The organism is Sphingomonas sp. PP-F2F-G114-C0414 (assembly GCF_003688595.1).
GTDB lineage: Bacteria > Pseudomonadota > Alphaproteobacteria > Sphingomonadales > Sphingomonadaceae > Sphingomonas.
On the sequence record NZ_RCWT01000009.1, the window covers coordinates 460742 to 484621 of the forward strand.

Annotated in this window: 22 protein-coding genes; 8 read left to right on the forward strand and 14 right to left on the reverse strand. The window is 65.7% G+C overall.

What is annotated here, in order from left to right:
• Positions 1-34 precede the first annotated feature (34 nt).
• The 7 genes from C8J47_RS02745 to C8J47_RS02775 all read right to left on the reverse strand — a co-directional run bounded on the left by C8J47_RS02745 (position 35) and on the right by C8J47_RS02775 (position 5058).
• A complete protein-coding gene (locus C8J47_RS02745; RefSeq protein ID WP_121884337.1) occupies positions 35-856 on the reverse strand; it encodes a hypothetical protein in 822 nt (273 codons plus the stop codon).
• Positions 853-1620: an alpha/beta fold hydrolase gene (locus C8J47_RS02750; protein ID WP_121884338.1), complete on the reverse strand. Its 768-nt coding sequence runs from the start codon at positions 1618-1620 to the stop codon at positions 853-855. Before C8J47_RS02750 ends, C8J47_RS02745 begins: the two co-directional genes overlap by 4 nt.
• 20 nt (positions 1621-1640) lie before the next feature.
• Positions 1641-2582: an alpha/beta fold hydrolase gene (locus C8J47_RS02755; protein WP_121884339.1), complete on the reverse strand. Its 942-nt coding sequence runs from the start codon at positions 2580-2582 to the stop codon at positions 1641-1643.
• Entirely contained in the window at positions 2579-2788 is a 210-nt protein-coding gene (locus tag C8J47_RS02760; RefSeq protein WP_121884340.1) for a helix-turn-helix transcriptional regulator, read from the reverse strand. Before C8J47_RS02760 ends, C8J47_RS02755 begins: the two co-directional genes overlap by 4 nt.
• A complete protein-coding gene (locus tag C8J47_RS02765; protein ID WP_259467323.1) occupies positions 2785-3198 on the reverse strand; it encodes a hypothetical protein in 414 nt (137 codons plus the stop codon). The genes C8J47_RS02760 and C8J47_RS02765 overlap by 4 nt, the downstream gene beginning before the upstream one ends.
• Before the next feature lie 181 nt (positions 3199-3379).
• The gene (locus tag C8J47_RS02770; protein WP_121884341.1) at positions 3380-3634 is read right to left on the reverse strand and encodes a DUF6356 family protein; all 255 of its coding nucleotides are present in this window, start codon (positions 3632-3634) and stop codon (positions 3380-3382) included.
• Between the two features lie 26 nt (positions 3635-3660).
• Positions 3661-5058, reverse strand: a complete 1398-nt coding sequence (locus C8J47_RS02775; RefSeq protein ID WP_121884342.1) for a glutamate ligase domain-containing protein — start codon at positions 5056-5058, stop codon at positions 3661-3663.
• Between the two features lie 49 nt (positions 5059-5107).
• Between C8J47_RS02775 and C8J47_RS02780 the strand changes: the two genes are divergently transcribed.
• Positions 5108-5923: an LD-carboxypeptidase gene (locus tag C8J47_RS02780; RefSeq protein WP_121884343.1), complete on the forward strand. Its 816-nt coding sequence runs from the start codon at positions 5108-5110 to the stop codon at positions 5921-5923.
• Between the two features lie 155 nt (positions 5924-6078).
• Here the strand turns inward: C8J47_RS02780 and C8J47_RS19080 are convergent, their stop codons facing one another.
• A complete protein-coding gene (locus tag C8J47_RS19080; RefSeq protein WP_183128997.1) occupies positions 6079-6630 on the reverse strand; it encodes a hypothetical protein in 552 nt (183 codons plus the stop codon).
• A gap of 134 nt (positions 6631-6764) precedes the next feature.
• Between C8J47_RS19080 and thrS the strand changes: the two genes are divergently transcribed.
• The 3 genes from thrS to C8J47_RS02805 all read left to right on the forward strand — a co-directional run bounded on the left by thrS (position 6765) and on the right by C8J47_RS02805 (position 12777).
• The gene (gene thrS / locus C8J47_RS02790) at positions 6765-8753 is read left to right on the forward strand and encodes a threonine--tRNA ligase (protein WP_121884344.1); all 1989 of its coding nucleotides are present in this window, start codon (positions 6765-6767) and stop codon (positions 8751-8753) included.
• A gap of 121 nt (positions 8754-8874) precedes the next feature.
• On the forward strand, positions 8875-9393 hold the full coding sequence (gene infC / locus C8J47_RS02795) for a translation initiation factor IF-3 (RefSeq protein ID WP_056051537.1): 519 nt from the start codon (positions 8875-8877) through the stop codon (positions 9391-9393).
• Between the two features lie 465 nt (positions 9394-9858).
• Entirely contained in the window at positions 9859-12777 is a 2919-nt protein-coding gene (locus C8J47_RS02805; protein ID WP_121884346.1) for a TonB-dependent receptor, read from the forward strand.
• A gap of 167 nt (positions 12778-12944) precedes the next feature.
• Here C8J47_RS02805 and C8J47_RS02810 read toward each other — a convergent pair whose 3' ends face one another.
• Complete coding sequence (locus C8J47_RS02810; protein WP_121884347.1) at positions 12945-15692, reverse strand: [protein-PII] uridylyltransferase; 2748 nt, start codon at positions 15690-15692, stop codon at positions 12945-12947.
• A 91-nt stretch (positions 15693-15783) separates the two neighbouring features.
• On the opposite strand from C8J47_RS02810, the gene C8J47_RS02815 reads away from it, so the two are divergent.
• Positions 15784-17073, forward strand: coding sequence for a homoserine dehydrogenase (locus tag C8J47_RS02815; RefSeq protein WP_121884348.1), 1290 nt, complete (start codon positions 15784-15786; stop codon positions 17071-17073).
• Positions 17074-17322: 249 nt separating this feature from the next.
• On the opposite strand, the gene C8J47_RS02820 is transcribed toward C8J47_RS02815, so the two are convergent.
• The 5 genes from C8J47_RS02820 to C8J47_RS02840 form a co-directional block, all read right to left on the reverse strand.
• Positions 17323-17784: a hypothetical protein gene (locus C8J47_RS02820; RefSeq protein ID WP_121884349.1), complete on the reverse strand. Its 462-nt coding sequence runs from the start codon at positions 17782-17784 to the stop codon at positions 17323-17325.
• A 15-nt stretch (positions 17785-17799) separates the two neighbouring features.
• Complete coding sequence (locus C8J47_RS02825; protein WP_147454266.1) at positions 17800-18228, reverse strand: hypothetical protein; 429 nt, start codon at positions 18226-18228, stop codon at positions 17800-17802.
• Positions 18229-18235: 7 nt separating this feature from the next.
• Positions 18236-18589 (reverse strand): hypothetical protein, encoded by a 354-nt coding sequence (locus C8J47_RS02830; RefSeq protein WP_121884351.1) that lies wholly within the window; start codon positions 18587-18589, stop codon positions 18236-18238.
• A gap of 54 nt (positions 18590-18643) precedes the next feature.
• Positions 18644-19087, reverse strand: a complete 444-nt coding sequence (locus tag C8J47_RS02835) for a CoA-binding protein (RefSeq protein ID WP_121884352.1) — start codon at positions 19085-19087, stop codon at positions 18644-18646.
• A gap of 98 nt (positions 19088-19185) precedes the next feature.
• Positions 19186-20136 (reverse strand): Mrp/NBP35 family ATP-binding protein, encoded by a 951-nt coding sequence (locus C8J47_RS02840; protein ID WP_121884353.1) that lies wholly within the window; start codon positions 20134-20136, stop codon positions 19186-19188.
• Positions 20137-20206: 70 nt separating this feature from the next.
• Between C8J47_RS02840 and hflK the strand changes: the two genes are divergently transcribed.
• The 3 genes from hflK (at position 20207) to C8J47_RS02855 (ending at position 23862) form a co-directional block, all read left to right on the forward strand.
• The gene (gene hflK / locus C8J47_RS02845) at positions 20207-21340 is read left to right on the forward strand and encodes a protease modulator HflK (protein WP_121884354.1); all 1134 of its coding nucleotides are present in this window, start codon (positions 20207-20209) and stop codon (positions 21338-21340) included.
• The gene (hflC, locus tag C8J47_RS02850) at positions 21337-22203 is read left to right on the forward strand and encodes a protease modulator HflC (protein ID WP_121884355.1); all 867 of its coding nucleotides are present in this window, start codon (positions 21337-21339) and stop codon (positions 22201-22203) included. Before hflK ends, hflC begins: the two co-directional genes overlap by 4 nt.
• 102 nt (positions 22204-22305) lie before the next feature.
• A complete protein-coding gene (locus C8J47_RS02855) occupies positions 22306-23862 on the forward strand; it encodes a Do family serine endopeptidase (RefSeq protein WP_121884356.1) in 1557 nt (518 codons plus the stop codon).
• Positions 23863-23880: the final 18 nt, after the last annotated feature.

A 23880-nucleotide genomic window follows, 5' to 3' on the forward strand; every position in this document is an offset into this window, starting at 1 on the left:
CTCCCGCCTTCGCGGGAGAACAAGGAGGCGAGCGCTAGCGTCCGATCGGCATGCTGGGACGAGGAGCGCTAGCCTGCCCGTCGAACTGCCGCAACGCCGCCACCGCACTCCGCCCCACCGGCGTATCCGGCGCCAGCCGCGCCGCCTGTCCCCACGCCGCCCGCGCACCAGCCTCATCGCCCGCCAGCGCCGCGATATTGCCCGCCTCCAACTGCACCGAAGCATCGTCCGCCGACCGCCTCAGCGCCTCGCCGATATCCTTCTTCGCCCGTGCCGGATTCCCCTCGCGCCGCGCCAGCGTCGCCGACAACAACCACGCGAGCGGATCGTCCGCGGCATTGGTCAGCGCCAGATCGATATCGGTCCGCGCCGCCTCAAGGTCCCCTGTCGCGACCAGCGCGCGCGCGTGATCGAGCTGCGCCTCGCCCAGCGGCAAGCCGGTCAACGTCCCCGCGGTCAGCGCAGAATCGAGCGCCACACGCGCCTTGGCCGGGTCGGCCGCCGCCAGCCACGCATTGCCCGCCTGCGCCCAATAGGTCGCAGCGCCCGCATTCTTGGCGAGCTGCGCCGCCCGCGCGGCCTCCTCGAACTCGCCCGCCGCCGCCGGCCACGCCTTTTCCGCGGCAAACGCGAGACCGGCACATTCGCGCGCGGCGAAGCGCCCGCCCGCGATCCGCCACCGCGCTGCCTCGGCCCGCGCCGCCGCCGGATCGGTCTGGACGAGCGCGATACAGCGCTGCAACCGGTCGGCCCGGATGTCGAGCGGCCCGGCCTGCGCCGGTGCCAAGCCGGAGGTATGGCCAGTGGCTTGGCCAGCGGTCTGAGCGGCTGCGAGAGCGAGCAAAATCGAGATCATAGGGCGGCGATCACATCCTCGACCGCCCGGATGATGAGGGAAATGTCGCTGTCGCGCGACAGGCGGTGGTCGCCGTCCTTGACCAGCCACGTCTGCACATCGGCTGAACGCAACAGCTCGGCAAGGCGCGCGGTGCGGTGCCACGGCACGTCCGGATCACGCTGCCCCTGCACCAGCCGCACCGGGCCGTCGAACGCGATCTCGCCGAACATCAGCCGGTTCGCCTCGCCCGACGACCAGAACGCGCGGGTATAGACCGTCGGTTCGGGGCCGTAGGGGTTCTTGCGCTCGAGCCGCCCGTTGCTGAGCAGCGTCATCTTCTCGTCGGTGGTGAAACCCCAGTCGGTGAAGTCGGGCGCCGGAGCGATCCCGACCAACCCCTTGACTAGGTCGGGGCGCAGCTTGGCCACCATCAACATCAGCCACCCGCCCAGCGACGATCCGACCAGGATCGCGGAGCCCTCGGCCAGCGCGTCGATCATCGCCAGCACGTCGTCGCGCCAGTCGACCAGCGTCTGGTCCTCGAACGCCCCCTCGCTCTGCCCGCACCCGCCATAATCGAACCGCAGGGACGCGCGCCCCTCGGACTTCGCCCACGCCTCCAGCGTCACCGCCTTGGTCCCCATCATGTCGGACGCATACCCCGACAGGAACACCAGAGTTGGCCCTGTCCCAGGTGTATGATGATAGGCGAGGCGAGGGCGCTCCTTGACGGGGGCCTTGATGGGGGGCGTCGGTGCAGGCGGCGTGGCGATGTCGGTCATGCCGACACCTTAGCCGCCCCTCAGCGCCGGAGAAAGGCGTCGAGTGCAGCCTGGAACGCGGCAGGCTGATCGAGCATCACGAAATGCGCCGCATCGCCGATATCGACGAAGGTTACGCGCGGCGCAGGGGCATAGGCCTTCCGATAAAGTGCGTCGGCAACCGGCTTGGTCGGTCCCACCGCGTTCCACGGATAGACCAGCGTGATCGGCGCGGCGATCGACGCCATAGCGGGACGCAGGTCGGTGGTCAGGTCCTCGTACATCGCCTGCGCTGCGACGCGCGCATCCGCCTTCGCCGCCCAGCCGGCGACCGCCGTGCGAGAGGCGGGCTTCAGTGCCATGCGCTCGGCAAGCGCCGCGTTCGCTGCCGGGTTGGCCGGCTTCCCGTACGCCGCGGCCATGCCGGCGCGCATCGCCTTGGCCTGCGGTTCGAGCGCCGCCACGGTCGCGCCGGGCGCGAAGATCTCGCCGATATACGGTAGCGAATCGACGATCATCAGCTTGCCGACATCCTCGGGATGCGCCTTGGCCAGCATCAGCGCGACCAGCCCGCCCATCGAATGCCCGACGATCGCGGGCTTGCCGAGCTTCGACCCAGTGATCGACGTGGCAATCAGCGTGTGCAGGTCGGCGACGATCCCGTCGAGAATGCCCGGCGACAGGTTCGCGCGCGGATCGTCGCCGCCGAAGCCGTTGACCTGCACCACATACACCCGGTGCGACTTGGCGAGCGTGGGCACGAAGCCCGCCCATACGGCGCGCGGCGACGATAGCCCAGGAACGAGGATCACCGGCGTGCCCTTGCCGGTCGTTTGCACCGAGATATGCGGCATCTGCGTCGCGCCCGCCTCGACCTTTGGCGCGGTGGCGGGGGCAGACTGCGCGTCGCTTCCGATGGGTTGCAGGACGATCATCAACGTGACCACGGTGGCGGCAAGGCGGGCTTTGAGATGCGAGATCATGTCACGGGCTCCTTCGACGGACTGGTGAAGATATCCTCGATCGCTAGCCCGAACAGTTCGGCGATCTTGAACGCGAGCGGCAAAGACGGATCGTAGCGTCCCGTCTCGATCGCGTTGACGCTCTGCCGCGAGACTTCGAGGCGCTCGGCGAGGTCGCCCTGGCTCCAGTCCCGTTCGGCGCGCAGCACCTTGAGACGGTTTTTCACGCGGGGCGCCGCATTGCCACGATATTATACCCCCAGCCGATCCACAGCCCGGCAAACCACAGCACCGCCGCGTAATAGGACACGATGTGCGGCACCAATCCGAAGCCCTCGAGAAAGCCCCACGCGGTCATGACGCTGACCATGAATCCACTGGCGATCAGCGACTGACGGATCATCAGCATGCGCAGATACTCGTCGGTTTCTTCAACCATATATTGGCCGAGCGCGACGAATGTGCCGATCAGCGGCACCGCCGGCAGCAACGCTGCGACATAGGCGATCGGACCATGCAGCGCCCCGCGCCAGAACAGCGCGACGATCGCGACCAGCAACACCGCGTAGGCAAGGCCGAGCGGCAGGATGCGGCGGTAATAGCGGCGGATCGCCGGGTTCATGAGCATGGCACGCATCCTTTTCGAATCGGTAAAGGAAGCTTGTCACCCACCTCTGAGCATGTCAATCACGCTTTACGTTGCGGAGGGCTGGCTTGTCATCAGGCGTGGTGGTCCAGGCCACGCAAACGCGTTCTAGATGTAACTTTATCGTAACCTTTGGCCGTGCGCCTGTGCGCGCGGCACCTGTCTCACCGCGTCAGATGATGAATTCGACCGTCTTCATCTGCGTCTGATCGGCCGCGACCGCGCCGCGCTTCAGCACCATCTGCCGGTGCAGTTCGGCGACCGTGTCGCTACCGCGCGTCTTGCACCAAGCGGGCACGAACGCGTGGACCAGCGCACCCAGGCCGCCCTTGATCATCGTCACGCCAAAGCGCCCGGCGACGCTGAAATGCTCGGTGTAGCTCTCGCCGACGGTGTCGGGGTGGTCGAGGAACAGGCGGCGGAACATGGGTGGTCTCCTAAGCGGTGAGCGTATCACCGCGCGGCCAAGGCGTCGACCATGCCGCTGGCGAGCACGCTCAGCGTGTCGTCGCGCGCGCCCATCACGACGATCCGGTCGCCCGGTCGCGCTTCGGCGACCAGCGCCGCGGCGGCCTCCGCACGGTCGGCGATGTGCCGCGCGTCCCGACCACCCTCGACGATCTGCGCGACGATGTCCGAGCTGGTGACCTCCCGCGCGACCGTCCCGCCGTAATAGGCCGGGTCGGGCAGGACGAGCACGTCGTCCTCCGCCATCCGCTCGACGAACGTGGTGACAAGCTCGCGGCCCATCACCTTTAGCGGGCCATAGCCGTGCGGCTGGAAGAACAGCAGCAAGCGACCGGGGAAGGCGTGAAGCGTGTCGAGTGTGGCGGCGATCTTGTCGGGGTTGTGCCCGAAATCGTCGATCACCGCGACACCGCCGGCCTCCCCGACCAGATCGAAGCGACGACGCAAGCCTGTGAACCCAGCAATCGCCTTGACCGCATCGGCCAACGATACGTCCGCCGCCATCGCCGCACCGATAGCGGCGAGCGCGTTCGACACGTTGTGGCGACCCGGCACTGCCAGCTTCACCGGCGTCCGAACGCCGCGCGAGACGATGTCGAAGCGGATCGCGAATGGCTCAGGCTTCAAATTCTCGGCACGTAGATCGGCCGACGCATCGATCGCAAATGTCGTGACCTGACCACGCGGCAGCCGCGCCGCGAGCGCCGCGGCGTCCGGATCGTTCGCGTTCACCACCGCGGTCTCGGCCTTGGCGATGAAGTCCCCGAACAGCACGCGCAGTTCCTCGAGCGACTTGTGGTCGAGGCTGACATTGTTAAGCACCGCGATCTTTGGTGCATAGCCCGCGATCGATCCGTCGCTCTCATCCACTTCGCTGACGAACGCGTCGCCGTCTCCGACCAGCGCACTCGCGAACGGCGCGTCGGGGGTGGCGAAGTTCTTCATCACCGCGCCGTTCATCACCGTCGGATCACGCCCGACGGCATGCAGGATCCAGCCGATCATGCCCGTAACGGTCGACTTGCCGCTCGTCCCCGCGACGCCGATCGGCAGCCGACTGTCGTTGAACAGCGACGCCAGCATCGCCGCACGGGTCGAGCGGGTGCAGCCAAGCGCATCCGCTGCGATCATGTCCGGCACGGTCGCCTCAATCGCGGCCGAGGCAATGACGAGCTGGTCGGCCGAGACGATCCCGCTGCCATCCTGCGGGAACAGCGCGACGCCCTTCGCGGCGAGGTCGTCGAACTTGGCGGGAACGCGGCCTTGGTCGAGGTTGCGGTCCGAACCCGCGACGGTCGCGCCGCGGCCCGCGAGGATCATCGCGAGCGGCATCATGCCGCTGCCGCCGATGCCGACGAAGAAACAGGGTTTGCTGATATCCATCGGCCCGCGATATGGGCGGTTTGGTAACGGGGCAAGGTCGGGAACAACAATGCGCATCGGTGTCCTCGCCGCGTCGAGCCGGACCAACCCCGCGGCGATCGCCAAGATCACCGCGTACGCGGCGACCGCGTTCCCCGAGGTCGAACTCGTCTTCCACCCGCAATGCCTGGAGACCGACGGCCATTTCGCCGGTTCCGACTTTCGGCGGGCGGGGGCGTTCCTCGAATACGCCAACGATCCGGCATTCGATGCGCTCTGGTTTTTGCGCGGTGGCTATGGCGCGAACCGGATCCTCGCGATGGTCATGCCCGAGCTCGGGCGCGCGGCGCGGCACAAGATTTATCTCGGCTATTCCGACGTCGGGTTCCTGCTCGGCGCGCTGTATGCCCGGCAGATCGGGCGGCCGGTGCACGGGCCGATGGTCAGCGACGTCAACCGGCATGACGGCGCTGCGACGGTCGCACGGTCGCTAGGCTGGATGGTGCGGGGCGATCGGGCAGGGCTGGAGCCGGGGCTCGACGGGCGGCCGTCGGCGGCGTTCAACCTGAGCATTCTGACGTCGCTGATCGGCACGCCGTGGCTGCCCGACCTGACGGATCACGTGCTGATCGTCGAGGAGGTGTCGGAGCCGATGTACGCGATCGACCGCATGCTGTTCAAGGTCGCCAATGCCACGCAGTTGAAGGGGATTGCGGGGCTGCGGCTGGGTGCGGTGACGGCGGTGCAGGAGAATGATCCGCCTTGGGGCGAGACGCTCGACTACATGATGATCCGCTGGTCGCGGGACATGGGTGTGCCGTATCTGGGGCGGGCGGAGATCGGGCATACGCAGGCGAACCATGTGGTGCCGTTCGGGGTGGTTTGAGCGGGGCCTCACATCTCAAAATTGCTAGCGTCACCCCGACGGAGGCCGGGGCCCAGTTGGAAAGGTGGAGGTAACCGAGCGCGCCCTCCGTTAGCGACGTTCCCCACCTGGGCCCCGGCCTCCGCCGGGGTGGTGCTCTTTCCCGAAAGTACGGTTTACCTAACTGCGGTCGGATCAATCACCTGCATTCCCCCGAACCGCACCTTCGGCTGGCCCGGCACCGTATAGCTCCCCGCCGCCTGCTCCACCGCCCAGGCGCGGAGATTCGCCACGACCTCCACCCGCTGCAACCGCTCCCGTTCGCGCATGAACACGACCAGATCGTCGCGCCGATTGCAGTCGCGCGTGTCGGCCGTCGCACACGGTGAATACAGCATCGCCAGCGCCACGATCTTCCCCGCAGGATCGAGCACCGCCGCGCCTTTCTCCGGACAGCTATGCGCGCGACAGGCAATGAAGCGGTACAGATCTCCAATCCGGGTCGGTTCGTCGGGCGGGCCGTGCAGCACCTCGATCTGCTGATCCGCGACGTCGCCGTTTGCATAAAGATACGACGCCTTGCGCTTGCCGATAAACCGTCGGACCGCGGCGGTGAACGCCGGCGCCATGATCAACTGGTTCGTATCGCGGCACGCCGCCAACCTCGTTGGCGCGCATGTCGCAGCAGGCGCGGCAGCGGCGGACAGCATCATCACCAGACCCAGCATCGCACTCTCCCAAAACGCCCAGCCACTCCCCAGTCCGGCGCATGTCCGTCTGGAGTAGCCCTGTGCGCGTATCGTCTTATATACACGCCGTGCGCGGATTGGTCCGCGCGCGTCACCCCGAGAGAAAGTCTCCCATGTCCGCAATGTTCCGAATCACGCTGCCCGACGGTTCCGTCCGCGAGGTTGCGCCCGGGACTACCCCCGCGGATGTCGCCGCTGCGATCGGCCCGGGCCTCGCCAAGGCCGCGCTCGCCGCACGCATCGACGGGCAGGTGCGCGATCTCAACCGGCCGTTCGAGGGCGATACCGCGCTCGCGCTGGTGACCGCGCGCGACGAGGCGGATGCGCTCGAACTCGTCCGCCACGATCTCGCGCACGTCATGGCCGAAGCGGTGCAGCATCTCTTCCCGGGCACGCAAATCACCTTCGGTCCTGCGACCGACGACGGCTTCTATTACGACTTCGCGCCGAAGGACCGCCCGTTCACCGACGAGGACCTGCCCGCGATCGAAGCCGAGATGCGTGCGATCATCGCCCGGAACGAGCCGTTCCTGCGCGAGGTCTGGTCGCGGCAGCAGCTGATCGATCGCTGGACGCAGCAGGGCGAGAGCTTCAAGGCCGAATGGGCCGCCGAGCTCCCCGAGGGCGAAGAACTGACGATCTATCGCCAGGGCGAGTGGCTCGACATGTGCCGCGGGCCGCACATGGCCTCGACCGGCAAGCTCGATCCCGCTGCTTTCAAGCTGACGCGCGTCAGCGGCGCCTATTGGCGCGGCGACCAGAAGAACGCGATGCTGTCCCGCATCTACGGTACCGGCTGGCTCAACAAGAAGCAGCTCGACGCGCATCTGCTGCGGATCGAGGAAGCGGCCAAGCGCGATCATCGCCGCATCGCGCAGGAAATGGACCTGTTCCATCTGCAGTCCGAAGCGCAGGGCTCGGTGTTCTGGCATCCCAAGGGCTGGGTGATGTGGCGCCAGCTCGAGGCGTATATGCGCCGCAAGCTCGACGCGGCCGGCTATGCCGAGATCAAGACGCCGCAGCTGATGGATGCCAAGCTCTGGGAGGCGTCGGGCCATTGGGGCAAGTTCCGCGAGAACATGTTCGTGGTCCCCGACGAGGTGCCCGGGATCGATCCGAACGCCCCCGTGCTGTCCGGCAAGGGCGACCTGATGGCGCTGAAGCCGATGAACTGCCCCGCGCACGTTCAGGTCTTCCGCCAGGGGATCAAGTCGTACCGCGACCTGCCGCTGCGGCTCGCCGAGTTCGGCTGCTGCCACCGCAACGAGCCGCACGGCGCGCTGCACGGCATCATGCGCGTTCGCCAGTTCACGCAGGACGACGCGCATATCTTCTGCACGCCCGAGCAGATCGTCGCCGAGACGCGCGCGTTCTGCGAGTTGCTCGACGCGGTGTACCGCGACCTGGGTTTCGCCGACTACATGGTGAAGCTCGCGTTGCGGCCCGACAATCGCGCCGGCGACGACGCGCTGTGGGACCGCGCCGAGGGTGATCTGCGTGAGGCATTGACGCTTGCCGGGCTGATGGAGGATCGCTTCCAGTTCGAGGAGTTGCCGGGCGAGGGTGCGTTCTACGGTCCGAAGCTCGAATTCCACCTGACCGACGCGATCGGCCGGACGTGGCAGTGCGGGACATTGCAGCTCGATTACGTGTTGCCCGAGCGACTCGACGCGTCGTATGTCGGTGCGGACGGTGAGCGGCATCGCCCGGTCATGCTCCATCGTGCGATCCTTGGCACGTTCGAGCGCTTCCTGGGCATCCTGATCGAGCATCATGCCGGTCGCTTCCCGCTCTGGCTCGCGCCGGTGCAGGCGGTCGTGGCGACGATCGTGTCGGATGCCGACGAATATGCCGAGCAGGTCGCGGCAAAGCTGAAGGCCGCCGGAATCCGCGTCGAAACCGATCTCCGCAACGAGAAGATCAACTACAAGGTGCGCGAGCACAGCCTCGCGAAGGTGCCGAACTTGCTGGTCGTCGGCAAGCGCGAGGCCGAGGAGGGCAAGGTCGCGCTGCGCACGCTCGGCAGCCAGGCACAAACCATCCTGACGCTCGACGAGGCGATCGCGCGTCTTGCGGTCGAGGCCCGCGCACCCGATATGTGATCCAACGGGGCCGGCTATTCGCCATCTGTTCGGGCGCGCGTTTCTGCGCTATAGACCGGCCCAAATATTGTCTGAAACTTCAGGAGCAATCCCCATACGTCCTCCCACGATACGCCGGCCGATGCAGACGCCCGCAATGAACGGCCCGCGATTCAACGAATTCATCCAGAGCCAGAAGGTCCGCGTGATTGATCACGAGGGCGAGAATCTGGGCGTGATGTACACGCGCGAAGCGATCGAGCAGGCAGCCGAGCATGGTCTGGACCTGGTCGAAGTGTCGCCTAACGCCGATCCGCCCGTTGCCAAGTTCCTCGATGTCGGCAAGTTCAAGTACGAGGCGCAGAAGAAGGCGAACCTCGCACGCAAGTCGCAGAAGACGCAGGAGATCAAGGAGATCAAGATGCGTCCGAACATCGACGACCATGACTACGACACCAAGATGAAGAAGGTGAACGACTTCATCGGCGAGGGCGACAAGGTCAAGATCACGCTGCGCTTTCGCGGTCGCGAACTCAGCCACGGCCAGCTCGGTATGAACCTGTTGAAGCGCGTCCAGGACGATGTCGCGGAGATCGCCAAGATCGAGGCGTATCCGCGCATGGAAGGCCGCCAGATGCTGATGGTGCTCGCACCGAAGTAACTGCGCGGCGGCTTCTTGCCGCGACGATGTGAAGTATGAAAGGCTGGTTGGTCCCAACGGACTTGCCGGCCTTTTTGTTGTCTGCAATTCCTCCGGGCACGTATCGGTCGGGCGACGAGAGCGTCCAGCTGGTCGCCATCGCGGCGATCCGCAGGGCCGGGGTCAAGGCCGCACCCATGTTTCGCTGCCAAACATATCGTGTGCTGCCTGTCACCTGCGGCGGCCTCGAGGCGGCGCGTCGGTCTGCTCCGAGCTCGCTTGGTAGCGCCATGTAACGCCGCCGGACAAAACGTTGCAATTTGAAACTAGGGTTTGGCCGCTGCCGCGGTGTGGCGGTTTGGAGACACGATCTTCGAAAATCTATTTCCGTATGCGGAAATCACTAGACGCGCAGGGCGTAGTATCTCTACCAATGCTCCAAACCATAAGTTCGAAAACATTCGAACACATCAGGAGAGAGTGCCGATGCGTATGATCGCATATCTGTTGTCCGCTGCTGCGACTGCGGCCATTGTAACACCGGCACTCGCGCAGCAGGCGACTTCGGCCGTCGAGGCACAGGCCACGCCATCGCAGGGAACGGCGAACGCATCGGTCGCCGGGCAGACCAGCGCGGCGACGGATGCCGACACGACGCGTGCGGCCAGCGCGGCAGCCGACGCCGACGCCGGCGTCAATGCGAGCGACATCGTGATTACCGCGACCCGCCGCTCCGAGCGTCTGTCGAACGTGCCGATCGCGGTCTCGGCGGTCGGTCAGGAAGCGCTCCAGAATTCGGGCGGCAGCGACATCCGTTCGCTCAACCAGCTCGCGCCCTCGCTGCTCATCTCGTCGACCGGTAACGAATCGAACGCGTCCGCGCGTATTCGCGGAATCGGTACGGTCGGCGACAATCCCGGCCTCGAAAGCTCGGTCGCTGTCTTCATCGACGGCGTCTATCGCAGCCGCACCGGCGTCGGTCTCAACGAACTGGGCGAGATCGACCGCGTCGAGGTTCTGCGCGGTCCGCAAGGCACGCTGTTCGGTCGCAACGCCTCCGCGGGTCTCATCAACATCATCACCCGCTCGCCCGAGTTCGACTGGCACGGCAACGCTGAGGCGACCTATGGCAATTACGATCAGAAACGCGTCGCCGGCGGCATCACCGGTCCGCTGATCGCCGACAAGCTCGCCTTCCGCGTCGACGGCGTCTTCGTGAAGCGCGACGGTTTCTACAAGAACGTCACGGCGGCGAACGGCAGCGAAAGCCGCGTCAACGACCGCGATCGCTATTTCGTCCGCGGGCAGCTGCTGTTCAAGCCGACCGAGACCTTGAGCTTCCGCCTGATCGGCGACTATTCGCACCGCAAGGAAAGCTGCTGCGGTGCGGTCTATTACAACCAGGTCGAGACGACCGATCCTACGCCGAACGCGGCGGGCGTCGCGCCGTTCTTCGGAACGGTCAACGCAGATGGCGCGGTCGTCAACAACGCCACCAACCGCATCGTCGATATCCTGCGTCGCCAGGGCGCTGCGTTCCCGCTCGCCGGCAACAGGCCCGATCCGTTCAATCGCGATGTCGCGATCACGCCGGGTCAGACGTTCCGGAATACGACCAAGGATTATGGCGGCTCGTTGCAGGCCGATTGGGATCTCGGCGGCGCCACGCTGACGTCGATCACGTCGTATCGCCAATACAAGTCGGGCAATGCCGGCGATGTCGATTACACCAACGTCGACCTCACGCACCGCGCGGGCGACGGCAACGCGTACCGCCAGTTCAAGACCTTCACGCAGGAAGCGCGCCTGCAGGGCTCGCTGTTCAACGACAAGCTCGACTGGCTGGTCGGCGGCTTCTACTCGAACGAGAAGCTGAAACTGGTCGATAACGTCGTCTTCGGCGCGCAATACGGACAATTCGCTGCCTGCCGCCTCGTCGCGACGGTCAGCCCGGTGGCCGCGCTTCAGAACCAGAACAATCCGGGCTGCATGAGCGCCGCTGGACGGGCAACGATTGGCGGCGCCTTTGGCCCGGCAGGTGGCCTGATCACGTCGGCACTCGATCGTCTGACCGGCGGTCCAGGACTTGGCGGCGGCGTCAACAACGTCGGCGACTCGGGGTCGATCTATCGCCAGAAGAGCGAGAACTATGCGTTCTTCACGCACAATATCCTGCATCTGACCGATACGTTGTCGCTGACCGGTGGTCTGCGCTACACGCACGAGACGAAGAAGTTCAACGCAAAGTTCAACAACAACAACACCGTCTGCCCGATCCAGCAGGCGGCACTCGCGCCGCTGACGCTGACGCAGAGCGGCGCTACCGGGTTCGCGCAAGGGATCGTCACGCTGACCTGCACGGGTAACTCCAGCCCCGCGCTGAACGCCTTGAACCTGAACGACAGCTTCGGCGACGGTGAATTCACCGGCACCGCGGTCCTGTCGTGGAAGCCGTTCACCAAGCTGTTGACCTATGCTTCGTATGCGAAGGGCTACAAGGCCGGCGGTTACAATCTCGATCGATCGGATCTGGGTGGCGTCAACGGCGTGCTCTCGCCGCGCAGCAACGCCGATGCGTCTGGCCTGCGCTTCAACGCCGAAAAGGTGAACAATTACGAGATCGGTGCGAAGTTCAACACGCGTGGCTTCACGTTCAATGTCGCCGCGTTCCGTGAAGAGTTCACCGACTTCCAGCTCAACACCTTCAACGGCTCGATCTTCGTCGTTCAGAACATCGAGGCGTGTAAGGACAATCTCAACGGGCTCGACAGGGACAACGGCTTCAACCCGGTTACCGGCGCGCAGACCGGGACGTGCCCGACGAACCGCTCGAAGAAGCCGGGCGTGATCTCGCAGGGCGTCGAGCTGGAGGCGACGATGTCGCCGATCAAGCAGGTCACGTTCACCGCGGGCTACACCTATGCCGACACGCATTTCCGCAAGAACCTGATCGGCAGCTCGACGACCGGCGAGGCGCTTGACCGCGCGCTCTTCCTGCTTCCGGGCAGCCAACTGTCGAACGCACCTAAGAACGTCGTCACCACGTCGTTTGCCTGGACTCCGGATATCGGTGCTAACGGCATGTCGGGTCTGTTCTACGTCGATAGCCGCCTGTCGTCCGACTATAATACGGGATCGGACTTGGCGCCGGAGAAGAAGCAGGATGGCTTCGCGGTAGTCAACGCGCGCGTCGGTCTGCGCGGCAAGGATCAGGTCTGGGCGCTCGAGTTCTGGGCGCAGAATGTGTTCAACAAGAACTACATCCAGGTCGCGTTCAACACGCCGTTCCAGGGCGCGGGGTCTTCGGCCAACGTTGCAGCCTATGGCGGCACCGGCAACGCGCTCTACTCGGCATTCCTCGCCGAGCCGCGCACTTACGGCCTGACGCTGCGCTCGCGCTTCTGATCGGGAGCAACGCGTAACGAAGAAGCCGGTCTGCACTTCGGTGCAGGCCGGCTTCTTCGTGTTCCTCTTCCGTCATTCCCGCGGAGGCGGGAACCCAGATTGGTTGACGCGAACGTTTGAGAATATGGGTCCCCGCCTGCGCGAGGATGGCCAAGCATGCGTAGCGGCTAGGCCGCTAGATCGATCTCTTCGCCCGCCGCGGCTGCCAGTAGCCTTCGCTCCAGCGTTCTCAACCGAGCGGGCTGGGTGATCCGGTCGCCCGTCAAATCCGTGATGTAGAACGTATCGACCGCACGCTCGCCGTACGTGGCGACATGCGCGGAGTGGATCGTCACCTTCGACTGGAACAGCGCGTTGGCGAGCTGGTTGAGCAGCGCCGGTCGGTCACGCGCGTTGACCTCGACCACTGTGAACCGGTTCGATGCCTTATTGTCGACCAGCGCATTCGGGACGATGTCGAACGCTTCCGCCCGCGTGCGGGGCAGGGGTTTGGCTACCAGCCGATCGGCCAGCTTGCCGCGGTTGGCGAGTGCATCTTCGATCGCGGTCTTCAGCCGCGAGAGCTGGCCGGATTCGTCGAACGGCCGTCCGAACGGATCTTGCACAAGGAAATTATCGATCGCCATGCCGTCACGGGTGGTGTGGATCCGTGCATCGATGATGTTGCCCCCGGCGACATGGATCGCACCGGCGATGCGGTAGAAGAGCCCCGGATGATCGGCCGCGTAGATCGTCACCAGTGTCGCCCCGCGCCCCGGATAGACGTGCGCGTCGATCGCCAGCTGAGCCTCGCCGGTGGCGGCGAGGAAGCGGGCGTTGTGCGCGAGCACGTCTTCCGGTTCGGCGATCCAATACGCTTCGGGCAGGCGGTGGACGAGCGTCGCGAACGTCGCTTCGTCCCAGCCAAGTGCGTCGCGCAGATGCTCCTGCTTGGCGGCGATCCGCTCGGCTCGCCCCTTTTGCTTGTGGCCCAGCCGAAGGACCTCCTCCGCGGACTCGTACAGGTCGCCGAGCAACTGGCGTTTCCAGCCGTTCCACACCCCCGGACCGACCGCGCGGATATCGACGATCGTCAGCGTCAGCAGCAGGCGCAATCGCTCCGGGCTCTGCACCACGTCGCAGAAATCGAGGATCGTCTTGAAGTCGCTGAGATCGCGCTTGAATGCGGTCGCCGACATCAACAGGTGCCAGCGTACGAGCCAGGCAACGGTCTCGGTCTCGGCGGGCGTTAGGCCGAAGCGCGGGCAGAGCCGCTGCGCCACCTCCGCGCCCAAGATCGAATGATCGCCGCCGCGTCCCTTGGCGATGTCGTGGAGCAGCACCGCAACGTACAGCGCGCGCCGTGACACGATCTGTTCGAAGATCGCGCTGGCGAGCGGATGCTCCTCCTTCAGCACGCCGCTCTCGATCCGTGCGAGCAGGCCGATCGCGCGGATCGTGTGCTCATCGACGGTGTAGTGATGGTACATATCGAACTGCATCTGCGCGACGACGCGCGCGAAATCGGGCACGAAGCGGCCGAACACGCCCGCCTCGTTCATCCAGCGCAGCACGAGTTCGGGATCGCGCGGCGAGGTCAGCACATCAAGGAACAGTGCGTTGGCGGTCGGGCTGTTGCGCACATCGTCGACCAGTTTTGCATCCCGCGCCGCGGCGCGCATCGCCAGCGGGTGGATCTCGACGCCGTGCTTGTCGGCGAGTTGGAAGATCTCGATCAGTCGTTCGGGATCGGCCTGGAAGAAGTCGTCGCTCGGCATCGCTAGGCGTCCGCGATCGAGTACGAACCCGTTGAGTTTCCGCGGGCTACGGCGGATCGTCGGCAACCCAAACCGCCGCCCCCGCGCCGCGAACTTCTCGTCGAGATGCGCGAGAAAGACACCGCTGAGCGTACCGACGGTCTTCGCTTGCAGGAAATAGAATTGCATGAACCGCTCGACCTTCGACTTGCCCGGTCGGTCGGAGAACCGCATCCGGTCGGCGATCTCGCGTTGCAGGTCGAAGGTCAGACGGTCCTCGGCGCGGCCGGTGATGCTGTGCAGATGGCAGCGCACCGCCTGGAAGAAATTGTCGGCGCGGTGGAACAGCCGGTATTCGGCCTTTGTGAACAGTCCGACCCCGACCAGTTCGGCAGCGCGCTGGACGTCGTAGATGTATTTGCCGATCCAAAACAATGCGTGAAGATCGCGCAGGCCGCCCTTGCCCTCCTTGACGTTGGGTTCGACGACATAGCGCGTGTCGCCCATCTTCCGGTGGCGCGCGTCACGCTCGGCGAGCTTGTCGGCGATGAAGGTGCGCGCGGTGTCCGCCTGGACCTCGGTCTTGAAGCGGTGCGACGCCTGCTCGTACAGTTCGGTATCGCCGCAGACGTAGCGTGCTTCGAGAAGCGCGGTGCGGACGGTGACGTCGCTCTTGGCCTGGCGGACCATCTCGTCGAGCGAGCGGCTGGACTGGCCGAGCTTCAGCCCGAGATCCCACAGCGCGTACAGCATCGATTCGATCACGCGCTCGGCCCAAGGCGTCTGCTTGCCGGGGGTCAGGAAGCCGATGTCGACGTCGGAATGCGGCGCCATTTCCGCGCGGCCGTAACCACCGACCGCGATCACCGTCAGGCGCTCGCCGATCGTCGGGTTGGGCAGCGGGTACAGCCGCTGCGTGGTGAAATCGAACAGGATGCGGAGCAGCGCGTCGATCAGGTACGCCTGCGCACTCGATGCTTCCAATCCACGGGAGGGGTGTTCGACGAGACGGCGTTCGACCTCGACCCGACCCTTCTCCAGCGCGGCTTTCAACAGGGAAGTTGCATCGCGGCGAAGCGCGGTGGGATCGACGCCTTCCAAGGCGGCAATCGTTTCGGCGACGGCGCGGCGATCGATGATCGTGCGACGGTTGGGGAGGTGATCGAAGCGGCCGGACATGACGTCCAGATAGGGGTGCCGGGCGCGTGCGTCATCAGGATTGCGCAAAACGTCCGCGAAACGTAACCGGACGCGCGAGTGGAGGACGAAAATGAGCGAACCATTGCGCGTGGCCCTTGCGGGTCTGGGAACCGTTGGCGGCGGTGTGATCCGATTGCTGGATGCCAACCGCGAGTTGATTGCGCGGCGGGCTGGTCGCGAGATCGAGATCGTCGCGGTCTCCGCGCGCGATCGCGGCAAGGATCGCGGCGTCGATCTGTCGCGGTTCGCGTGGGTCGATGACACGACGGCGCTGGCGAAACAGCCGGGGGCTGATGTCGTGGTCGAGCTGATCGGAGGATCGGACGGCCCCGCGTTGACCTTGGCGCGTAGCACGCTGGCGGCAGGGCGTAACTTCGTCACCGCGAACAAGGCGATGATCGCGCATCACGGTCTCGAACTCGCGCAGGCGGCAGAGGGTGCCGGGGTCGCGTTGAAGTTCGAGGCGGCAGTCGCGGGCGGCATCCCAGTTATTAAGGGGCTTCGTGAAGGCGCGGCCGCGAACGAGATCGCCCGCGTTTACGGAATTCTCAACGGTACCTGCAATTTCATCCTGTCCAAGATGGAGTCGGAAGGTCGCGACTTTGCCGAAGTGCTGGCGGAAGCGCAGGCGCTGGGGTTTGCCGAGTCCGATCCGAGCTTCGACATCGACGGCGTCGATGCGGCGCACAAGCTGTCGATCCTGGCTGCGGTTGCCTTCGGGACGCGGCCTGCGTTCGACGACGTCGCGATCAGCGGCATTCGGCACTTGCTGGGCGCGGATATCGCCGAGGCGGCAGCGCTCGGCTATCGCGTACGACTGCTTGGGTTGGCGGAAGCGGGCAGCGATGGGCTGTTCCAGCGCGTGCATCCGCATCTGGTGCCGATCGATCATCCGCTCGCGCACGTCACCGGATCCCTGAACGCGGTCGTGGCGGAAGGCAATTTCGTCGGTCGCCTGCTGTTCCAAGGCGCGGGCGCGGGCGACGGCCCGACCGCGAGCGCGGTGGTCGCCGATCTGATCGACATTGCCCGCGGCGAGTTCGGCCCGCCGTTCGCAATGCCGGTCGTCTCACTCACCGCAGCGCCCAAGTCGGACAGCGGCGAGCGACGCGGCCGCGCGTATCTGCGCTTCACGGTGGCGGACCGTGTCGGCGTGCTGGCGGAAATCGCGGCAGCGATGCGTGACGCGGGTGTTTCGATCGAGAGCCTGATCCAGCGTGGGGCGATCGCGGATGGCAGTGTGCTGGTGGCCATCGTCACGCATGAGAGCCCGGAACGCTCGATCGCGCAGGCGTTGGAGAAACTGCGGGGGTCGCAGAGCCTCATGGGCCAGCCGATGTGGATGCATATTCTGGATTGAGGCGAGGGGGCCGGTAATGACCGCCACGCCCGCCTAAAGGCTACCACCCCGGCGGAGGCCGGGCCCAATCGGAAAGGTCGCAGTAGCGGCCATGCGCCTCGTTACTAACGTCCCCCAATTGGGCCCCGGCCTTCGCCGGGGTGGAGGACAGCTAGGCAACCTCCTCCTTGTTCTCCCGCGAAGGCGGGAGTCCAGACTGGGTCCCCGCCTTCGCGGGGAAACATTCTGCTTTTGTCAGCGGAGGCGCGTCTACCTCACCGGCTCATCGAGCACGATCGGCACGCGGTTCGACGTGTCAGGCTTTTTCCGAAACTTTCGCGCGACGTCGCGCACTAGCGCCATCGCATCCTTCCCCTTGCCATTCTCGCAGCAGCTATGCGGATCGATCAGTGCGCCGATGCCGCGGATCAGCACCACCGGGACCGTCAGCAGATCGACCCCCGTACACCCCCCCAGCGGACACACCGGCCCCGCATTGTCGAGCGCAGCCCGCGGATCGCCGGTCGGCTGGCGCGGTCGATCCTGCGGCGGGCGTTCTTCAGGTAGCGGAAGGCGTTGCTCGGTCGTACCGTCGCCGCCGCAGACGATGATTTCGGTCGGGCTCGAACCGGGGCAGGCGGGCGGGTTCAGGATCGACCAGCGCTGCGGTGGGGGAGCGATGACCGGGATGGTAGGCACGGCGGTTTGCAGCAGGATCGGCAGCAGGATCACAGCGCCTCCAAAGCCTTAGTTGACGGTGCCGACGGGGCCGTCGAGGTCGATCGGCACGCGACCACGCTTGTCCGGTTTCTTCGCCAATGCGCTCTTTATCAGTCCGACTGCCGCCTTTGCGATCGGGGCGATCGGTGGGCCAAAGCCAACCTGGCATCCGCGCTGGCTGGCCGCGCAGGGCGTGCCCTCCAGTTGCAGCGCACGGACGGCGCTGAGCTCGGGATTAGACGCGACGGCACGGTCGGGCGGGCCGCGTTCGTCCGGCAGCGGCAGGCGCGGGCTGTTCACCGCGGGGCCGCCGCAGACGATGATCTCGCTGCCATCCTTCGACGCCGCCGCACATGGATCGACCAAAATTGAAAAGCGCTCGGGCAGGGGTGTTTGCGTAGACGCAGTCGTTGGTGCGGCTTGCGCGAGGATCGAGAGCAGGACGGTTATGATCATCGGACCGTCACGGTGCTGTCGGACGCATGCCGCCGGCTTTCACGTCGCCGGAGCCCTCGCCGGGACCGAAGCCAACGGTTGCCCGCACGCCAGCGCTACCCCCGCCTACCAGAAATGGCCCCATGTCTTCCATCGGCGTACGCGCATGGACCAAAGCTGACCGCTGCTCCGTCACCATATCCCGACGTTCGACGATACGCGTCGCGAGCGGCACACGGAACCGGTCGGCATGTCGCATCCCGCAGACCGTAATATCGGTCTCGTCGGCACTCTGGATACACGGTTTCTCGGCGGCCATGCGCGCCTTCGCGGTGGCGATCAGCGGGTCCTCGTTCAGTAACGACAGCAGCATCGCGAGCATGAGCGCCTCCAGCCAGATCCGCAGCCTGGCTGCGATCGGCCGGGGTAGCAAGCATCATTCGCTGGTGGTTGCGTCAATCTTGGCGACACCAAGCCGGGGAATGTCGATTGCCGGACACCGATCCATCACCACCTTCAGTCCGGCAGCTTCGGCACGGGCGGCAGCGTCTTCGTTAACGACGCCAAGCTGCATCCACACCGCTTTTGCCCCCGCCGCGATGGCCTGGTCGACGGCCTCACCGGCAGCCGCAGAGTTGCGAAATATATCGACGATGTCGATCGGGTCGCCGAGTTGCGACAGGTCGCGAAAGACGAACTCGCCGTGGACATGCTCGCCGGTGATCTGCGGATTGACCGGGATAACGCGGTAGCCATGCGCCTGGAGCTTAGCCATCACGCCATAGGAGGGGCGATCGGGGCGGTCGGAGGCGCCGATCAACGCGATCGTTCGCGCGCCTTCGAGCAGGGCCTTGATGTCGGCATCGGCGGTCAACGGCATCGATGCCTCCTGCAAGAATAAACTTGGTCCGCTCGTACCGCAACTCAACACGTCGGGTACGACCGGTAATCAGACAACGTGGATCAGGCTCGCGGGTTTCACAGTTTCCCGAGCCATGCGACGACCTGAGCCGCAATCGGCATGAACACCGTATCGCACGGATCGGAAGCCGGCGGGGTGCCCGCATCGGAGGCGGTGCGGATTGAGATCGTCAGCGGGACGCGGCCGAGAAACGGGATGCCAAGTTCACGCGCCGCCGCTTCCGCGCCGCCATTGCCGAACGGGTCCGATGCCTCGCCGCAATGCGGGCAGATATAGCCTGCCATGTTCTCGACCAGTCCGATGATCGGGATGCCGGCCTTCTCGAACAGATCGATCGCGCGGCGCGCATCGATTAGCGCGAGATCCTGCGGGGTAGAGACGATCACCGCCCCCGCCGGCCGATATTTCTGGACCATCGTCAGCTGGACGTCGCCGGTGCCGGGGGGGAGATCGAGCACGAGCGTATCGGTCACGCCCCAATCCGCCTCGACCAGCTGGCCGAGCGCCCCCGCCGCCATCGGCCCGCGCCAGGCGATAGCCTTGCCCGGCTCGACGAGCTGGCCCATCGACAGCAATGGGACGCCATACGGGGTGGGGACGGGGTCGAGCACCTTGTCCTTCGCAGTCGGTCGCGTGCCTTCGACGTTCATCAGCCGGGGCTGCGACGGGCCGTAGATATCGGCGTCGACCAGCCCGACGCGGCGCCCCGCGCGCGACATCGCGATGGCGAGATTGGCGGCGAGCGTCGATTTGCCGACGCCGCCCTTGCCGCTGGCGACCGCGATCAGCCGGCGGGTCGAGCGTTCGGCGGTGACGGCGATCCGCACTTCGGTCACGCCGGGCTGCGTCGCGGCCATCCGGACGGTCGCCTCCAGCGCATCGCGCGCTTGCGGGTCGAGCCCGGTCGCATCGATGATGATGCCCGCCCGCGTCCCTTCGAGCCGGACGGTCGCCCGCTTGCCCGCCACTACGGCAACCGCCGCCTTTACGCCTTCGATGTCGATCATCCGCGCCAGATAGGGTCGCGAAGGCCGCTTGGCACTGTTTTTCCGCCAGCGCACACCTATAAAGGTTGGTATGACGATCTTCTCGCGCTGGTTCCGGCGCCCCGATATCCTCGCCACCGAAACACCGAAAGGCCCTTGGGGCGGCTCGGGCGACGACGGTAACAGCGGCCCGCGCAATCCCTGGGCGCAACCTCCAGGTGGCCGCAAGCCTGCTGCCAAGCCGACCGCGCTCGACGAGTTCCTGCGTAAAGCGCGCGGCTCGGGTGGCGGCGGCGGCGGTAATGGTGGCTTTGGCGGCCTGCCGTCGGGGGCCAACGCTCGCGCGCTCTGGGCGATCGGGGTTGCGATCATCGCGGTCGTGTGGATCCTGTTCACCTCGGTGCATCAGATCGGTCCGCAGCAGCGCGGCGTCGTCACCTATTTCGGCAAGTACGCCGGCACGCTCGATCCGGGCGTTCGCCTGACGATGCCCGCGCCGATCGCCGACGTGACGGTGGTCGACGTGCAGAAGATCCGCACCGACAATTTCCCGACTGGGGACGGCGAGAATTTGACGCTGACCGGCGACCAGAACATCATCGACCTCGCATACTCGGTGCGCTGGGATATTTCCGATCCGCGCGATTACGTGTTCCAGCTTGCCGAGCCGAACGAGACCGTTCGCGCCGCTGCCGAGAGCGCGATGCGCGCGGTGGTCGCGACGACGACGCTCGACCAGGCGATCGGCACAGGTCGTACCGTGATCGAGCAGCGTGTCGCCGACCTGACCCAGCAGATCCTCAACGACTATAAGTCGGGCGTCCGTATCCAGGGCGTTGCGATCAAGCAGGCCGCTGCGCCGGCGCGGATCGTCGAGGACTTCAATGCGGTTACCGCCGCGCAGCAGGAGGCGATCGCCAACCTCAACCAGTCGCGCTCGTATGCGCAACAGGTCGTGGCGCGCGCGCAGGGTGAGGCCGCGTCGTTCGACAAGGTTTACGAGCAGTACAAGCTCGCGCCAGAAGTGACACGCCGTCGTATGTATTATGAGACGATGGAGGCGGTGCTCGCCAAGAGCGACAAGACGATCGTCGAGACGCCGGGCGGGGTGGTTCCGTATCTGCCGCTGTCGAACGCCAAGCGCCTGCCGAATCCCGAGGTAGTCACGCCAGCGCCCCCCGCTGCCGCCGCGGCACCCCAAGCTCAGCCTGGAGCTGCCCAGTGAACGCCGTGAGTTTGCGCAATCCGATCGTCGCCGGGATCGTCGCCCTACTGCTGGTGATCCTCGCCGCATCGACCTTCGCGATCGTGCCCGAGACCAAGCAGGCCGTGATCCTGCGCTTCGGCCAGCCGATCCGCACCGTCAACGCGTGGCAGCCGAACACGCCGTTCGGCCAGACCGGTGCGGGCCTGATCGCGCGCATTCCGTTCGTCGATCGGATCGTCTGGATCGACAAGCGCGTCCAGGATCTCGAGCTCGACAACACGCTGGTGCTGTCGACCGATCAGCTCCGCCTCGAGGTCGATGCCTATGCGCGCTACCGGATCGTCGATCCGCGCAAGATGCGCAACGCGGTCGGCAGCGAGGACCGGATTCCGGATCAGCTTCGTCCGATCCTTGGCTCCGCATTGCGTAACGAGCTCGGCAAGCGCCGCTTCGTCGAACTGCTGAGCCCCGAGCGGTCCGAACTGATGGATAACATCCAGAAGGGTCTCCAGCGCGTCGCCAGCCAGTACGGCGTCGAGATCGTCGACGTCCGTATCAAGCAGGCGAACCTGCCCGTCGGTCTGCCGCTCGAAAGCGCGCTCAAGCGCATGTCGAGTGCGCGCCAGCAGGAGGCGATCACGATCCGTGCTGAGGGCCAGAAGCAGGCGCAGATCGTCCGTGCGCAGGCCGATGCGGATTCGGCGAAGATCTATGCCGAGAGCTTTGGCAAGGACGCCGATTTCTACGACTTCTACCGCGCGATGCAGTCGTATCGCCACACGTTCGGCGCGGATGGCGGTCCGGCACCCGAAGGATCGACCTCGATCATTCTTTCGCCGAACAACAGCTATTTGCGGGAATTCGAGGGCCGCGGGCGTTGAGCCTGCGGAACCTTTGAACGCCCGTTCATATTCAAGCATCATTCAGGACGGTGTCCCTACGGGATGCCTGTTTCGATTGATGAAACGAGAGGACAACATCTAGTGCGTTACGCCTACGCCATTACCAGTGCTCTTCTCCTCGGCGGCGCGACCGCGACGCTTGCGCTCCAGCCAAGCGGCGCGCAGGTCGCGCAAAACGAACCCGGTGCGATCCAGGCGGTCTCGCCGAAACCCGGCGCGCCGATGAGCTTCGCCGACATGGTCGCGCGGCTCCAGCCTGCGGTCGTCAACATCTCGACCAAGCAGACGATCGTCCAGAAGCAGCAGGCCAATCCGTTCGCGGGCACGCCGTTCGGCGACCTGTTCGGCGGCATGGGCGGCGGTGGCCAGGGCGGCGCGCCGGTGAAGCGCGAAGGCGCTTCGCTCGGCTCGGGCTTCCTGATCTCGCCTGACGGCTATGTCGTCACGAACAACCACGTGATCTCGCCGGGCGCGCAGGGCGCGACGGTCGATTCGATCACCGTGACGCTGAGCGACAAGAAGGAATATGTCGCCAAGGTCATCGGCAAGGATCAGGAGTCCGATCTCGCGTTGCTGAAGATCGACGCGGCCAACCTGCCGTTCGTGAAGTTCGGTGATTCAAACGGCGCGCGCGTCGGGGACTGGGTCGTTGCAATCGGCGAGCCGTTCGGGCTCGGCGGCACCGTCACCGCAGGCATCGTCTCGGCGATCAACCGCGTCACCGGCCAGGGCGGTGCTTATGACCGCTTCATCCAGACGGATGCGTCGATCAACCAGGGCAACTCCGGTGGTCCGATGTTCGACCTCAACGGCAACGTGATCGGCGTGAACTCGCAGATCTTCAGCCAGTCGGGCGGAAATATCGGCATTGGCTTCGCCATTCCGGCCGCCGTCGCCAAGCCGATCATCGCGACCTTCATGAAGGGCGGCACGATCGAGCGCGGCTATATCGGCGTCCAGCTGCAGCCGGGCGGCACGATCAACGAGGATACGGCCGCGGCACTCGGCATCCCCAAGAACCAGGGCGAGCTGATCAACGACGTGACCGCGGGCGGCCCGGCAGCCAAGGCCGGCGTGCGTGCGGGCGACGTCGTGACGAAGGTCAACGGTCAGCCGGTGACGGTCGACCAGTCGCTGTCCTACCTGGTCTCGAACGTGAAGCCCGGTCAGACCGCGCGTCTCGACATCCTGCGTAACGGCAAGCCGACCACGGCCAACGTGATCGTGGTGCCGCGTCCGAGCGCGGACAAGCTGGCGGCTGTGGTCGGCGGCGATGCGCAAGGCTTCGGCTCCGACGACGGTGACGACGGCGATGACTCGGCAACGCCCGCCGCACCGGTGGCCGGCGCAGCGCTTGGCATAGGTGTCCAGCCGCTGACCCCTGCGATCGCGCAGGCGGTCGGCGTCGAAGCCAGCACGCAGGGCGTCGTCATCGCCGTGGTCGCGCAGACCAGTGACGCGTATGGCAAGCTCAAGCGCGGCGACGTCATCATCTCGGTCAACGGCACCCCCGTCCGTACCGCGGTCGACGTCCAGAACGCGGTCAACGTCGCCAAGGCAGCCGGTCGCCCGCAGGTCCTGTTGCAGGTCAAGCGCGGTCGCAGCCCAGCGACGTTCCTGCCGGTCAAGATCAAGTAATCCACGACCGACACGACT